A 14,382-nucleotide genomic window follows, 5' to 3' on the forward strand; every position below is an offset into this window, starting at 1 on the left:
CGTCCCGATTACTTCGGGGCGGCTTGTTTGTCGTTTGGTGTGAAGTCGGACAGGGCGTCCTTCTCAATCATTGTATCGGATAAGCGAAGCTGTTCGGCGGCCTCGTCAATGTATGGTTCACATGCTTGAAGCGGTAAGTCATCACCGGTTTCGACCGAATAACACATGCCGCCACCGACCGGCTCTGTCAAATCCGGGACAAAATAGAGGTCGTCGTAGCGGAACGAGCCGTTCCGGAACACGGTCAAATTGGGCTCGTCGTCGAGGAGCGAACTTCCAAGCATGTACGTCGGTGTCATCCCGAGCAAATCGAGGATGGTCGGGGCCAAATCGACTTGACCGCCGCTCGCATTCACCGTCTGACCTCGTTCGAGTCCGGCCGGTTTGATGAATAACGGGACGGAACGGTCAAGCTGGAACAGGTCGACCGTGGAGTCGGCACCTGCTTTCACGGCCATCTCGTCACCGGCAGCGGTCAATCCGCTGTCGTGGTCGCCATAAAAGACGACCAAGGCGTCGTCCCACGTTCCGTTGGCTTTCAGTCGTTCAATCATGAGACCGACGGCGGCATCGGTGTAGTGGACGGTATGATAATAGTCTTGGAGGAGCGGGTCCTCGTATTCCGATAAATCCAACCGTTTCTCCTCGTCCGGAATCTCATACGGCGTATGGCTCGTCAACGCGACCATGAAGGAATAGAACGGCTCGTCCAACGTGTCCAAGTGGTCGACCGATGTCGTCAGGAACTCCTTGTCGCCGACGGCCATACCGATGACCGGATCGGCCGGATAATCGTCTTGGTGGAAGAAGTGATTGTAGCCAATCTGCTCATAGAAGTTGGCACGATTCCAAAACTCCTTGTCGAACGCATGCATCGCGGCCGTATCATAGCCGGCTCGTCGTAACTGCTCAGGCAAGGCGTCAAACGTGTTCGTCGCATACTGCGTGTATACCGACCCCGATTTGACAGGGTATAGCGAGGCGTTGACGGTGAATTCCGCATCAGACGTCCGTCCCTCGTGCGTCTGATGATAAAAATTCGGGAAATACAGCATCTTGTCGAGGAGCGCATTCAGATTCGGCGTCAGTTCTTGCCCGTTAACCGTCTGGCCGATTACGGACGCTTGGAACGACTCGAGTTGGACGACGATGACGTTCGTATCGGCTGTGGTCTCAACTGGTTCGGTCGCTAACGCTTCGATTTGGTTGCGCTCCCGTTCTGTCAGGTCGTCATCGAGATGAAGGGCGTCCTGAATGCCGCGGAATGCATCGAGGCCGTGATAGCCCCAAAAGCCGAGCTGATAATACTCGCGCATATTCGAAATCGAGCTTTTCCGGTGATCTGTTTCGGCGTAATGAACGACGGTCGGGACGGTAAAGACGATGAAGCCGATAAGAAAACCGGCGACCGCCAAACGGCGACCGAGACGTTTCGGTTCCGTGATGGGGTGTCGCTTCATATAGAGGAGGACAGCCGCGTAGACGAGCAAGTCCGTGAACAAGATGAAGTCGGGCGCTTGAATCAGTGTCAGAAAGCCGCCCCCGACGTCTCCCATCTGGCCGATATCAGACAGTAGGGCGGCCGACAGCAAGTTACCGAAATAGCGGTAGTACCAGACGTCCGAGATGAGGAGCGTGCTGTGCAGAAACAGCGACGCGAACAAAATCCAGCGGCGCGTCTGTTGTTTTATGAGTAGCGCCCAACTCGTCATCATCAAGATGGTCGCTAGATTGATGAACAAAAAGCGCAGGTCGAACGCGCTCGCCGTCAACAGACTGAATAGGAACAGCTTGGCGAGGGAGAGCGATAAGTAACTCCAATAATCGAGATATTTCATGAAAGGCCTCCAAACGTTACGGACAAAGTGTGTTCTCTGTCATGTACCTGTTCGAAGACGGCGAAAAACATGAGGGTGTGCGATTTTAGCAATAAAAAAAGCGAGGCAGCGCCTCACTTGATGACAAACGTGTCCCGGAGCTCGATAATCGTGCCTTCCGGGGCTTTTAGTTTACTTAAATATCCATCGACGACGAAGTAGATGTTCCCGCCGCGCTTTGGTAGGAACGTCACGCCAAGTGATTCTAGCCGTCTCACTTCCGCTTCGAGGTCATCGACATAAAGCGCGAAGTGGACCGGGCCGGCCACATGCTTCGAATACGGTGACAACGTCTCATCGACTTTCGCCGTTTGGAGCTCGATATAAAAATCACCGAGTTTAAGCCAGCTATTGAACGCGCGCGTATGAAAGTCGGGCGACTCCTGAACGAGCTCGAAGCCGAGCGCCTCATAAAATCGTTTGGATGCCTCATAGTCGGGCGTTTGGATGCAGAGATGGTGGATTTGTTTCATGATGTCACTCCTTTCTTTTAGTTTATCCAATCAACGTTCTGAACGGAACTTTTCTTCACGTGAGACGTATAGGACACCAAGGAGGGAATGATGATGAAAATCCAATACGAATTGACAGAAGACGACTATATCCGGTTCAACTTGAGCCATATTAAACGTTCGAAAACAGGAAAGCGGATGATCCTCTTACAGCGAATCATCGGACCACTTATCTTTTTAGGCGCTGCTTTCGTGCTGGCGACGTGGCTCCAAGAGACGGACTGGTGGCTATATGGCATATACGGGGTCGCGAGTATTCTTTGGTTCCTGTATTATCCGAAATACTTTGAACGGCATGTCCGGAAGCAGACGCGGCGTCTCATCGACGAACGTAGCAACGAAGGCATGATTGGCCCCCACACGATGGATTTGGAGGAGACTGGTCTGCGCGATTTAAATGAGTTCGGCGAGACGCGTGTGTCATGGGCAGGAATCAAGGAAGTCGTCGAGGAGGACGATTATGTGTATCTATACAACTCCTCGGTCAGCGCCTATATCTTGCCGAAGCGCGGACTGGACATGGAAGAGGTGCGCCGATGGCTGCCGATACGCTGACGATTCAACTTGTCGATGACACAAACCGGGAGGCTGTTGTCGCCTTGACCGTCGCTTCTGACCAAGCTCGCTTTATCGAAACAAACGCCGAATCGCTTCGCGAGATGGAAACCGATGTCAAATATGCGTGGCAGTGCTATGCGCTTTGTCGCGATGAGCATCCCGTCGGCTTCATGATGATTGGGGCCGAGAACAAGGTGGAGCGTTACATCTGGCTCGATCGATTTATGATCGATGTGACAGAGCAAGGGAAAGGCATCGGTTCAACATGTTTACAACTTACGATTCAGTGGATGAAAGAACGCTTCGATGTCGATGACCTCATCCTCAGTCTGCATCCGATGAACGAACCGGCGAAACGGTTCTATGCGAAGGGGGGATTTGTCGACAGTGGCCTGATTGATGAGGCGAACGGGGAAGAGATTTGGGTGTATCACGTCAAACAGGGACAGCCGTCATAAGTCGGCCGTCCCTGTTTTCGTCGTCGTTGAGCCTTGAACAGCACTGCCCGCTTTGAAAAAGAGAACGATCGCAGCCACTCCGAAAATCGAGATGAACACGTTTTGGAGCAGCACATCGACGAACATCGGCTCGCTGGAGAACGTGCCCGTCGCAATTTGAGCATTCCAGCGGGTGAACGTGGCGATGCGTTCAAGCGTGTACAAGAGACCGGACATGAACAAGCAAGCGGTGGCAACCAGTAATAGCGTCAATCGATTCAAAAAATGACCTCCTAATATCTGATATCCTGATTTTACCATTTACTATCAGTGGGAGGGAAGTACTTATCGCTTCGCCGTGAGCGGTCGCAATTGTTTGACCCGAGCCAAGACAATCCAGCCGAGCACGGACCCAGTCACGCTCGAGGCAAGGAAGGCTGGAAAGAAGAACAGCGCCCCGAACTCGGTCCCCATCAATAACTTGGCATACGGGACGGCGACGAGCGAAGCGATGAGGCCGGTCCCGATGACTTCACCAAATGCGGCGAAGGCTACGCGGTTCGTCCTCATATAAAAGATACCTGCGAGCAGTGCGCCAATCATGCCACCAGGGAACGCGAGGAGCGACCCAGTACCGGTCATGACACGGACGAGTCCGGTCACGAACGCGACGAGAACGGCCCCGATCGGTCCGACGGTGACGGCGGCGATGACGTTCACCATATGTTGAATCGGATAGGCACGGGCGACACCGGTCGGAATCGAGATGAACAGGGAACCGATGACGGCGATGGCGACGAGCATCGCCATCCAAGTGAGTTGTTGAATACGCATAGATAGTCTCCTTTCAAAATGAAAACGCCACTTCTCCAAGTGGAAAAGTGGCGTGGAAAAACAGACGAATCCCACACCACTTCCCTACGCTGGTATGAGCCAGATCAGGTTCGAAGGGTCCGGCGCATGCCGTCTCAGCCCGAAGGCTCCCCTAGTGGTCGTTTATTAACATGAGTATAGCATACCGTCATTTGACGCGGTCGAGCTTTCGTGGTCGGAACGTGACATAGATGATGCCGATGAATAGGCCGTACAACAAAAGGGAGAAGACGAGATTGATCAGCCACGGGAGTGTCCCCATGAACGCGGCGACGGACGCGTTTTGAAACCAGACGAGCGAGAGCGACAGCCCGACAAAGCTGAGAACGAGCGTTGTCCAAAAGCCGACAGCTCGGCGCTTGAACAGATGCCAAACGAGCAGCCCGATGGTGAGACTGACGACGGCCGTCGCCCCTAAGTACATATACAAGATGGCATCGACCGGGTATGAGTAATATACAACGTCCATATCGTTTCCTCCTAGGAGATGATGAAAGAAAGGGTGAACAGGATGAGACAGGCAATCCCATGGCGTGACCGATCGTTTCGTGAACGGTTCGAACGATGGATTGAGGCAAACGTGCAGAATGCGAGGTGGCACGTGATCAAAGATACCGATTTGACGTACTTGCTTGTTGGCGCGCTCAATGAGGAACGTTACTACGCCAAAGCGGTGACCGATATCAGCCGCGGCGAGGCCGGATTGTCGGCGTTTCTGGCCGAGCGGCATCCAAATCTCGTCCCCGACGTCATCGCCATCGATTCAGCTCAGAATTGGCTGCTCATGCGAGACATCAGCGGAGAGGTGTTACGTGCACGGCCGGACGTGAGTCGATACGAAGCGGCGTTGCGTCAATACGCACAGCTGCAGCGACAGGAGGTCGACCAGATCGAGACCTGCTTGTCTTACGGCATCCCGGACCGTCGACCGGCCAAGTTGAAGGGCGAAATTCGCACGTATTTACCTGAGCTCTGCGCCGGGCTCGAGCAATACAAAGCCGAGGCTATGCTCGCGCTTCAAGATGAATTGATCGCGATGTGCGATGAGCTGGCGATTGGGATGCCGATGAGTCTCGAGCACGGTGATTTACACGGCGGCAACATCTTCTGGCGGGAACGGACGAATGATTTGTGTATCCTCGACTGGGGCGACGCGACCGTCACGCATCCGTTTTTCAGCGTGCGCGTGTTTTGGAACGCGCTGTACGACTTATTGCCGGAAGAAGACGAGGTCGCCTGGTATGAACAGATTCAAACGATGCGTACGGTTTACTTGGAAGCGTGGAGCGGCGTCGCACCCAAGGACGTACTTTGGCGTCATCTATTGATCGCCGAAGAGCTCGGTTGCGTCTATCGTGCCTTGTCGTGGCATGTGTATGTGACGAGGTACCGGTACGATGTAGCTGAGTCGAGCGATAAGCCGGCGCAATGGCTCAATTTGCTACTCGAGTACCGGGACTTGAAACGACGTGTCCCATAAGTCATTCATGTTTCTCGAGTAGGTTTTCATAATCCGTCTCGCTCCAAAACAGCGGAGCAATCGACTCCGGCCCTTTGAAGATCTCACCGTCCCGGTCATAGACGATGGCATAGCCACCCTCGACCTCAAAGACGATCAAATCGGCCTTCACTTCCTTGACCCCGTTCCCAGCGATGATGACGTTCTCGAGCGGGTCACGCGCGACTTGCACGCCCCATTCGTCGAGCTCGACGATGAGTGCGGACGTATAAGCGTGACGGTTATAGAGCGCCTGAAACTCGTCTTCGGTCAAAACGACGTCCGTCGGTGGGGCACTCGTCCCATATTTCCGTTTTTCAATCTCTTCGACGAATTGAAGGAACGATGCTTCTTGCCAAAACAGCGGGGCGACCGACTCGGGACCGTTAGCGATGTCCCCGTTCTCGCTCTCATAGACGGTGGCGTACGTGCCGTCATCGAGTTTGAACGGATGAATATCGGCGTATGTATGCTGGATGCCGTCGCCGGCGATGACGACGTGCTCGAACGTCTCGCGGAACGGTTTGAGACCATCGTTCTCGAGTGCCGTCAAGAGCGGCGCTACTTTTTCGTATTGGTCGAAGACGTCCTTAAAATCTTCTCGCGTCCAAGCGGTGATGTCTTCGGACGACGGCTCATTTGTATCGGCTGGGACGATGGGTTGCTCAACGGAATCGGTGCACCCGGTCAATAAAAACACACTGAATCCGAGTAGGCCTAGGCGTTTCATCAATCAAACCTCCTAAGAAAGTTACATTTTTTTCCTGTTATCAATGAGCGTAGCATGTTTGCCAGTCATTGAGAACCCGGGTACTTTCTCGCTCAGGGTTGCCGCTTCAAGTAGCGGTCGAGTGCCTCGTGAAAGCGTTGTTGCTGCTCGAACGGGATGTCATGATCGGATGCGGGACCATAGCGAATCAGATGATAGAGCGAGGCATCGATATCTGTCAGCTCGATGCGCTCGAACCAGTCGACGACCGTCTCATTCGTCCGAAGTTTTAACTCAGGGGCGAGCGACGCGTTGAACGTGATCAGCCAATCCCTCAGTTCGATATTCGTGAGCATCGGGAACGTCCGTGCCTCAATCGATGTGTCCGCGTTGAGAGACAGTGGCGCCAAGGCATTCTGTCTACTAGAAAACGTGAATCCTTTCCCCCGTCGACGACGCAGCCATCTACGCACGCCATAGACGGTCAACCCGATGGCGGCAAGGAAGGCGAACAATGTGCCGAGTCCGCCTGGGGCATCACCATTCCCGCTACCAAATTTGAATTTGAGCATGTCTTCCTTCACTTGCCGTTCTCCATCGTTTCCCTTCTCATCGGTAGAACCCAAATCAATACCACCTTTTGGCGGTGGTGCCTCTTCTGGCTTGCCCATTTCGATCACACTGATTGGAGCAGGTGTATTGATTGTTTGGAACCAACTGAACGTCTCCTTGCTGATAAAGACGAACATCACTACGAGACAAGCTGTCACAACAAGGAACCCTATAAATCGAGATGACCACTTCATCTTTTCCCTCCTTATCGGAATGTTCAGACTATTTATTGTCTATATTACCATAAACAGGTAAACTTCGAATAAGACATCTACCAACGGAGGGGAACGAAATGGGAATCGAAGCGGTCATCAAACAGTTGAATGAAGTGTATTTGGGGAAAGGTGAAGTCGTCCGGCTCTGCTGCACGGCGCTTCTCGCCGAAGGGCACATCTTGCTCGAGGACGTACCTGGAACGGGGAAGACGTTGCTCGCCAAAGCGATCGCCGGCAGTTTGGACGGGTCATTCTCGCGCATCCAATTTACGGCCGATTTGCTCCCGTCCGACGTCATCGGGACCGACTACTTCAATATGAAGACGCAAGGCTTTGACCATCGGCAAGGTCCGATTTTCGCGAACGTCGTCCTGATTGATGAAATCAACCGGGCCGTCCCGCGCACCCAGTCGGCGCTGCTCGAAGCGATGGAGGAACGACAAGTCTCAATTGGTGGGAAGACGTATCCGATGCCGAAACCGTTCTTTGTCATCGCCACGCAGAACCCGATTGAATCGGCCGGGACGTTCCCGCTCCCAGACGCGCAACTTGACCGGTTCCTCATCTCGATTCCGGTCGGCTATCCGGACGCCGCCGAAGAGCGGGAACTGTTGTTGCAAGTGTTGACCGAGACCCGCAAACACATCGAAGCCGTGACGTCACTCGCCTCGCTGCAAGAAGCACAAGCCGAGACGAGACAAGTCGCGATTCAAGACGATGTCCTCGATTATATGCTCGGTCTCGTCCATGCGACCCGGGCGCACGCGTCTGTCGAGGTCGGGGTCAGCCCGCGCGGCGCGATCGCGTTGCTCCGCGCGTGTCAAAGCTATGCCTATTTGGCCGGCCGGCTATATGTCATCCCGGAAGACGTCAAAGCCGTGGCGCCGTACGTGCTCGCCCATCGCATCAGCTTGACGCTCGAAGGCGGCATCAAGTCGACCAAAGCGAACGTCGTCGCGCACATTCTGGACACGGTGCCCGTGCCGGTCGAGGGCTGACGGATGATCCTGTCCACGCACGCCTCGTTGCAGCGCCGGCTCCTCCCTATATATCTCGTGAGCGGAGCCATACTCGTGTTCTTCCCGTACGTCTATGGGTTGGGCTATCTATGTTTCATTATAGCGAGTGCGATTTGGATGCTCGAGCGGACGCGGCAACAACTTGAGCGGCACATCGATCTCCGGTTCACACAATACGAAGAATTGCTGTTTGTCGGAGATGAGAGTCGGCTCGTGTTGGTGGTTGATGGGGTGGACGAGTTGAATCGGCTCGGACTACCACTACGGGTTCGTTTGAAGTCGAGCTCAGGGATCAGCTTTCCGGCGCATGAGCGCCTTCCGAACGTGCTCGACTATGAGGTCGATGTCGGTCGAGCCCGGCACGAATTGGTCGTGCGCGCCGAGTATCGCGGTCCAGCCATGTTCGAGGAATGCGTCATCGCCGTCACGCTCCCGTTTCGCCTTGGGACGTATTTGTATGAACGACCGGTCGATACAGAGTGGACCGTGCTTCCATCGCTCCTGTTACATCCACCGGTCGGGACGAAGCGGCTAGCGCTCGGGGACCGGCCACTTTTGGCGTCACCGCTTCGAAATCCGTTGCAACTGATCGGGTCGAAACCGTATGAAGGGGAACCGGTGAAGGAGATCGATTGGTATGCGACCGCAAAACTCGGACGACTGCAGTCGAAAGTGTTTCAACAGACGACGCTCGATACGTTCACGTTCGCCTTGGATTTGACCGGTCCGTCCGGTTATACGCTCCATCACGACTTTGAATCGCTCATCAGCCAAACCGCCTTCGTCACATCGCGCCTGTTAAAAGAGGACTGCAAAATCGAGTTGTTCTTGAATCGATTCAATGAGGATGGGACGATGCTCCATGTCCCGCTTCAGGAAGGCGAGCGCGGCATACGCTTCATCTTGCTACAGTTAGCGACGATTCACCCAGGCAATCGCTTCATCTCGACAGACGCCTTTACGCGGATGGTCGAGCGAAAACGATTGAAGCAAAGCCACCTCGTCTCGTTCAATCAACACAATCTGTACGATTGAACAGGGAAATGTCGGATTTTGGCGAACTCTTTACGTATGAATTGGGTCAAAAGGAGAGAGACATATGCCAAAACGGAAATTTGCCAATCGTCGAGACTGGGAACGGATTTTGCAACATCGCTACGCGCAAATGGAGGTACATGATGACCGTTTCTCCGGGACCGTCGCCTTGTTTCAAATCGATGCGGTCCGCGCACCTCAATATAAGATGCACAAGGGAGAAGAGTTCATCGTCGCCGACGCTGGCTACGCCTGGCTCCAATATTTCCCGGACGACGAGCCGTTCGGTGTGACCGTCATGTTTAATGATGAAGGACACATCGTTCAATGGTACATCGATATCGTCGAAGCGATCGGATACGAGGACGGAATCCCGTATATGGACGACTTGTTGCTCGACATCCTCATCTTCCCGAACGGGGACGTCGTCCGCAAAGACGAGGACGAGTTCGAGGAAGCGACGGTGGCCGGAGAACTGACGCCGGAGCTCGTCGAGCAGGGCTGGCGTGACTTCCATGCGACGCTCGACCGGATTGAACGTCGGGACTTCGTCTATTTCGACTTGGCGAACGAGCATTACACCGAGTTAAAGCAAAAACTTTGAACGACCTGTTCCCTTTGGTACAGTGAAAGAAAAAACAGGGGGACGAATCATGAAAATCATCAATACCGAGACGTGGTCGCGCAAGAAGCACTACGAATTCTTCAAGGCGTTTGACGCTCCACATTTCAATGTGACGGCGAGCGTTGATGTGACGAAGTTACATACGCACGCCAAACGGACCGGCCAGTCGTTCTTTAAACTGTTCTTGTACGGTGCTGTCAAGACGGCGAACGCCATCCCGGAGCTTCGCTACCGCATTCGCGGCGACGAGGTCATCGAGCACGACGTCGTACATCCATCGTTCACCGTCATGATGGACGATGACGTCTTCAACTTTTGCACGGCGACCTATAAAGACGCGTTCCCGGACTTTATGGAAGAAGTGACGGCCCGGATGAGCGGGGCGAAACGGGAAGTCGTTGTCGGCGACGATGAGCCGGACAGTCTGCTTTACATCACGAGCGTGCCTTGGGTCACGTTCACGAGCATCAGCCACCCGACACACGACCAACAGCATGATACGGTGCCGCGCATCGCCTGGGGCAAATTCACGGAGACCGGTGACCGGATGACGATGCCGCTCTCGGTCCAAGCCCACCATGCCCTCGTCGATGGCGTCCATGTTGGGCGCTATTACGAATTGTTGCAAGCGTGGCTTGATGACTTGAGTGACTTGGAAGTTCAAACCCCAGAAGAGAAGGGGCTCGACGAAGCGATTCGTCTCCGTGAGAACGGAGAGCTCGAACGGGCGAAGCAGCTGTTCCTGATGTTGCTCCGGCAAGACGAGAAAAATCCGCGCCTCCATGCCCATTGTGCTTCGTGTTATGACTCGCTCGGCGAAGAGCGTCAAGCCGTCCCACATTATGAACGGGCGATTCGGCTCGGGCTTGCCGGCGAAGAGCTCCGTGAGACGTATATCGGACTCGGTAGCACGTACCGGGCGCTCGGCCGCTACGAGGACGCTGAGGCGTTGTTCGCCAAGGCGATTGAACAGTTCCCAGACATCGGGGCGCTCAAAGTATTTCAAGCGATGACCCATTATAATCTCGGGCGCCACACTGAAGCGACCGGTACGTTGCTCGAACTGCTCGCAAGCCCGGAGCCGGATGACAGCATTAAACGGTATCGTCGCGCCATCGTGTTTTATGCGCGTAACTTGGACGAGACATACGATTAAGGAGAACCGGATGATCACACTTCAACCGATTACAGAACAAAACTGGTATACGTGCTGTCAGCTCACTCTGAGTGACGAGCAACAAGCGTATATGGAACCGAATGCGATTTCGCTGCTGCAAGCGATGTATGAACCGACGCTGCGGGCGTATGCGATTTACGAGGACGAGACGATGGTCGGGTTTCTCATGTACAATACGGTACTCGAAGAGTTGGACGCGCGCTGGGTGTATCGCATTATGGTCGACCATGCGCACCAACGAAAAGGGATTGGACGCAAAGCGACCGAACTCATGCTGGAAGAAGTAGAACAGCTCGGCACCGAACCGATCGTCGTCGGTTACCATCCTGACAATACGGGCGCGCATCGATTATACGAAAGCTTGGGCTTTGTCGATGAAGGCAATCGCTTCGGCCGGGAGATGGCGGTCATTCGCCGTGCGTGACAAGACGAGGCAACTCGTCTTTTTTTTGAGACAAATTGATTGACCAGTCTATTTTCTCGTGTTATATTTATCTCGAATTAAAGATAATTAAATTTAAAGTATTGTTTTCTCTCAGTAGAGGAGGGGAACACATGGAAGAACGACAAACGTTAAAAGCGATTACGGTGTTACTTCGGGCCTCACAGTCGATTCAAGACGTGGTCAAGCAAGAGGTTGCCGAGTACGGGCTGAACCCGACCGAGTTCTCGGTGCTCGAACTGCTGTATCATAAAGGCGATCAACCGATTCAAACGATCGGCAAAAAGGTATTATTGACGAGCGGGAGCATGACGTACATCGTCGATCGGCTCGAAGCGAAAGGCTACTTGATTCGCAAAGCCTGTCCGAGCGATCGGCGCGTCACGTATGTGGCGCTTACTGAAGAAGGGCGCACACTCATGTCGCGCATCTTTCCGGCCCATGAACAACGAATGGACGAGCTGTTCGACGGCCTCGATTTAGCAAATACAATTACTCAATTGAAGACAGTCGGCAAACGCGCCGAAGCGTCAAAAAATTTTAACTGATTATCTCGAAATCAAGATTTTAAGGAGCGATTCGAATGAACCATGTAAAAGGAATTCACCACGTGACGGCGATTACGAGCAGCGCCGAGAAGAATTATGACTTCTTTACGAACGTCCTCGGAATGCGCCTCGTCAAAAAGACGGTCAACCAAGACGACATTCAGACGTACCACTTATTTTTCGCCGATGACAAAGGCAGCGCTGGAACAGATATGACGTTCTTCGATTTCCCTGGCATCCCAAAAGGCGTGCATGGGACGAATGAAATCGCCAAGACGTCGTTCCGCGTCCCGACCGACGAGGCACTCACGTATTGGGAACGTCGCTTCGACCGCCTCGGCGTGAAGCATGAAGGCATCACCGAGCAGTTCGGCAAGAAGACGCTCGCGTTCGTCGACTTCGACGAGCAGGCGTACCAGTTCATCTCAGATGAGTTCAACGTCGGTGTCGCGTCAGGCGAGCCGTGGCAAAACGGCCCGGTGCCGCTCGAGTACGCCATCACGGGTCTCGGTCCAATCTTTATCCGCATCGCGGATTTTACGTATTTCAAACAAGTGATGGAGCAAGTCATGTTGTTCGAAGAAATCGGACAAGAAGGCGATGCGCATCTCTTTGAAGGAGGTGAGGGTGGAAACGGGGCGCAAGTCGTCGTCATTCATGACGAGACGTCACCAGTCGCGCGCCAAGGGTTCGGAACCGTGCATCACGTCGCTTTCCGTGTCGATGACCGCAGTGTCCTCGATGAATGGACGGCACGATTGCAACAGTTCGGGTTACCGACATCAGGCTATGTCGACCGCTTCTTCTTCGAATCGTCTTACGCACGGGTCGCGCCGCAAATCCTGTTCGAATGGGCAACGGACGGACCAGGGTTCATGGGCGATGAACCGTATGAGACGGTCGGTGAGAAATTGTCACTCCCGCCGTTCTTAGAACCGAAGCGGGAACAGATTGAAGCGATGGTTCGACCGATTGATACGGTCAGAAGTACAAAAACGTTTGAGAAAGAATATGAGGGCATGAAATGAGCTTTTTAAATCGTTTGTTCGGTAAACAAGAAGAACCAACCAACTCACAAGGGGGAACTAACATGTTGAAAATTGGAATCGTACTCGGATCTACTCGTGAAGGACGCGTCAGCCCGCAAGTCGGAGAATGGGTGAAAGAAATCGCGAACAAACGCGGTGACGCTAACTATGAAATCATCGATATCGCAGACTACAGCCTCCCGCTTCTCGGCGAGCCAGGCGGCGACGCAACAGGTGCCGCGGCATGGTCTGAGAAAATCGCGGAGATGGACGGCTTCGTCTTCATCGTCCAAGAATACAACCACTCGATCACAGGTGCGCTCAAAAACGCCCTCGACTACTTACGCAACGAATGGCATAACAAAGCAGCCGGTATCGTCTCATATGGTTCGGTCGGCGGCGCACGTGCGACAGAACACTTGCGTGGTGTCTTGAGCGAGCTCTTGATCGCTCACGTCCGTGTCCACCCAGCGCTCTCGCTCTTCACAGACTTCGAGAATGGGACACATTTCGCACCGAAAGACGTTCAAGTCCAATCGGTCAACGACATGCTCGATCAGCTCGTCCCATGGACAGAAGCGATGCAGACGGTCCGTTCGAAAGCGGCAGAAGCTGCGAATAACTGATGACTCGACCAGCCTTTTCACGAGGCTGGTTTTTTTGTGCGCTTTTTAGTCGGGTCGTGTAGAGTGAGAGGGGAAGAGGAGGATGGACATGTGGACTAGAAAAATCATCGCGGCGTCACTTACGACCCCGGTTTATTCGTTCTTGTTGGCATGTTGGGTCGTCATCCCGCAATATCCGGATAGCGGAGGGATAGCGGACACGGTGAACGGGCTTCTCATGTTGACGGCCACCTATTTGTCAGTCAGTTTCCCGGTCATCGTCACGTATGGGGTGTTGACATCAGTGTTCAGCGACTGGGTGGCACGCCGAATGTCGATGCGGTTCGAGCCGCTCGTCTCGTTTGGCTTACATATCGGGTTCGGACTTGTTTTGCTCTGGCTTGGTGCAGGAGCGGCAGTTTTATATTGGATGATTGACCGCTACTTGTCGCATAAAGACTGTCGATTCGAAACGAGACAGGCTTGGTCGAGTCTCATCATCCCAGTCGGTGTCGTAGTGGCGGCTTTTGGCATCGTCTATTTGGGCGGTGTGATGCAAGACGTGATGCATCGTTTATAAGGGTGAAAGTTGGCAGGATAGGGAACAAAGAA

The 14,382-nt window shown here is 53.7% G+C and carries 19 protein-coding genes and 1 riboswitch; of the genes, 12 read left to right on the forward strand and 7 right to left on the reverse strand.

Translation table 11 applies throughout. The features are described from left to right. Positions 1-8: 8 nt before the first annotated feature. Together KNP67_RS03865 and KNP67_RS03870 are read right to left on the reverse strand one after the other, a co-directional pair. Complete coding sequence (locus tag KNP67_RS03865) at positions 9-1,838, reverse strand: LTA synthase family protein (RefSeq protein ID WP_214755959.1); 1,830 nt, start codon at positions 1,836-1,838, stop codon at positions 9-11. A gap of 113 nt (positions 1,839-1,951) precedes the next feature. Further along, positions 1,952-2,350 (reverse strand): VOC family protein, encoded by a 399-nt coding sequence (locus tag KNP67_RS03870; RefSeq protein WP_214755960.1) that lies wholly within the window; start codon positions 2,348-2,350, stop codon positions 1,952-1,954. 93 nt (positions 2,351-2,443) lie between these two features. Between KNP67_RS03870 and KNP67_RS03875 the strand changes: the two genes are divergently transcribed. Beyond that, complete coding sequence (locus KNP67_RS03875; protein WP_165569440.1) at positions 2,444-2,944, forward strand: YcxB family protein; 501 nt, start codon at positions 2,444-2,446, stop codon at positions 2,942-2,944. Beyond that, complete coding sequence (locus KNP67_RS03880) at positions 2,926-3,405, forward strand: GNAT family N-acetyltransferase (protein ID WP_021065869.1); 480 nt, start codon at positions 2,926-2,928, stop codon at positions 3,403-3,405. The genes KNP67_RS03875 and KNP67_RS03880 overlap by 19 nt, the downstream gene beginning before the upstream one ends. Here the strand turns inward: KNP67_RS03880 and KNP67_RS03885 are convergent. The 3 genes from KNP67_RS03885 to KNP67_RS03895 form a co-directional block, all read right to left on the reverse strand. After that, positions 3,400-3,666, reverse strand: a complete 267-nt coding sequence (locus KNP67_RS03885; protein WP_131472135.1) for a hypothetical protein — start codon at positions 3,664-3,666, stop codon at positions 3,400-3,402. The genes KNP67_RS03880 and KNP67_RS03885 overlap by 6 nt on opposite strands. Positions 3,667-3,729: 63 nt before the next feature. Next, positions 3,730-4,218, reverse strand: a complete 489-nt coding sequence (gene thiW / locus KNP67_RS03890; protein WP_131472137.1) for an energy coupling factor transporter S component ThiW — start codon at positions 4,216-4,218, stop codon at positions 3,730-3,732. 64 nt (positions 4,219-4,282) lie between these two features. Then, positions 4,283-4,381, reverse strand: a riboswitch (TPP riboswitch). A gap of 24 nt (positions 4,382-4,405) precedes the next feature. Continuing rightward, on the reverse strand, positions 4,406-4,726 hold the full coding sequence (locus KNP67_RS03895) for a hypothetical protein (protein ID WP_131472139.1): 321 nt from the start codon (positions 4,724-4,726) through the stop codon (positions 4,406-4,408). Positions 4,727-4,768: 42 nt separating this feature from the next. Between KNP67_RS03895 and KNP67_RS03900 the strand changes: the two genes are divergently transcribed. Then, positions 4,769-5,737, forward strand: a complete 969-nt coding sequence (locus KNP67_RS03900) for an aminoglycoside phosphotransferase family protein (protein WP_214755961.1) — start codon at positions 4,769-4,771, stop codon at positions 5,735-5,737. A gap of 1 nt (position 5,738) precedes the next feature. On the opposite strand, the gene KNP67_RS03905 is transcribed toward KNP67_RS03900, so the two are convergent. Together KNP67_RS03905 and KNP67_RS03910 are read right to left on the reverse strand one after the other, a co-directional pair. Further along, positions 5,739-6,485 carry a hypothetical protein gene (locus KNP67_RS03905; protein ID WP_214755962.1) on the reverse strand — a complete coding sequence of 249 codons (747 nt, stop codon included), beginning with the start codon at positions 6,483-6,485 and terminating at the stop codon, positions 5,739-5,741. A 92-nt stretch (positions 6,486-6,577) separates the two neighbouring features. Beyond that, the gene (locus KNP67_RS03910) at positions 6,578-7,270 is read right to left on the reverse strand and encodes a hypothetical protein (protein ID WP_214755963.1); all 693 of its coding nucleotides are present in this window, start codon (positions 7,268-7,270) and stop codon (positions 6,578-6,580) included. 98 nt (positions 7,271-7,368) lie between these two features. On the opposite strand from KNP67_RS03910, the gene KNP67_RS03915 reads away from it, so the two are divergent. The 9 genes from KNP67_RS03915 to KNP67_RS03955 all read left to right on the forward strand — a co-directional run bounded on the left by KNP67_RS03915 (position 7,369) and on the right by KNP67_RS03955 (position 14,350). Next, positions 7,369-8,289 carry an AAA family ATPase gene (locus KNP67_RS03915; RefSeq protein ID WP_021065876.1) on the forward strand — a complete coding sequence of 307 codons (921 nt, stop codon included), beginning with the start codon at positions 7,369-7,371 and terminating at the stop codon, positions 8,287-8,289. 3 nt (positions 8,290-8,292) lie between these two features. Next, positions 8,293-9,345, forward strand: coding sequence for a DUF58 domain-containing protein (locus KNP67_RS03920; RefSeq protein ID WP_214755964.1), 1,053 nt, complete (start codon positions 8,293-8,295; stop codon positions 9,343-9,345). Between the two features lie 64 nt (positions 9,346-9,409). Beyond that, positions 9,410-9,949, forward strand: a complete 540-nt coding sequence (locus tag KNP67_RS03925) for a ribonuclease FAU-1 family protein (protein WP_131472151.1) — start codon at positions 9,410-9,412, stop codon at positions 9,947-9,949. A 49-nt stretch (positions 9,950-9,998) separates the two neighbouring features. After that, entirely contained in the window at positions 9,999-11,126 is a 1,128-nt protein-coding gene (locus KNP67_RS03930) for a tetratricopeptide repeat protein (RefSeq protein WP_131472153.1), read from the forward strand. 10 nt (positions 11,127-11,136) lie between these two features. Continuing rightward, positions 11,137-11,571, forward strand: coding sequence for a GNAT family N-acetyltransferase (locus KNP67_RS03935; RefSeq protein ID WP_131472155.1), 435 nt, complete (start codon positions 11,137-11,139; stop codon positions 11,569-11,571). A 131-nt stretch (positions 11,572-11,702) separates the two neighbouring features. Continuing rightward, positions 11,703-12,137 carry a MarR family winged helix-turn-helix transcriptional regulator gene (locus tag KNP67_RS03940; protein WP_131472157.1) on the forward strand — a complete coding sequence of 145 codons (435 nt, stop codon included), beginning with the start codon at positions 11,703-11,705 and terminating at the stop codon, positions 12,135-12,137. A 35-nt stretch (positions 12,138-12,172) separates the two neighbouring features. Beyond that, positions 12,173-13,165 (forward strand): ring-cleaving dioxygenase, encoded by a 993-nt coding sequence (locus KNP67_RS03945; protein WP_214755965.1) that lies wholly within the window; start codon positions 12,173-12,175, stop codon positions 13,163-13,165. Then, a complete protein-coding gene (locus tag KNP67_RS03950; protein ID WP_029594468.1) occupies positions 13,162-13,791 on the forward strand; it encodes an NADPH-dependent FMN reductase in 630 nt (209 codons plus the stop codon). The genes KNP67_RS03945 and KNP67_RS03950 overlap by 4 nt, the downstream gene beginning before the upstream one ends. Positions 13,792-13,879: 88 nt before the next feature. Beyond that, on the forward strand, positions 13,880-14,350 hold the full coding sequence (locus KNP67_RS03955; protein WP_131472161.1) for a hypothetical protein: 471 nt from the start codon (positions 13,880-13,882) through the stop codon (positions 14,348-14,350). Positions 14,351-14,382: the final 32 nt, after the last annotated feature.

The sequence above is a fragment of the Exiguobacterium sp. s157 genome, assembly GCF_018618205.1.
Lineage (GTDB): Bacteria > Bacillota > Bacilli > Exiguobacteriales > Exiguobacteriaceae > Exiguobacterium > Exiguobacterium chiriqhucha.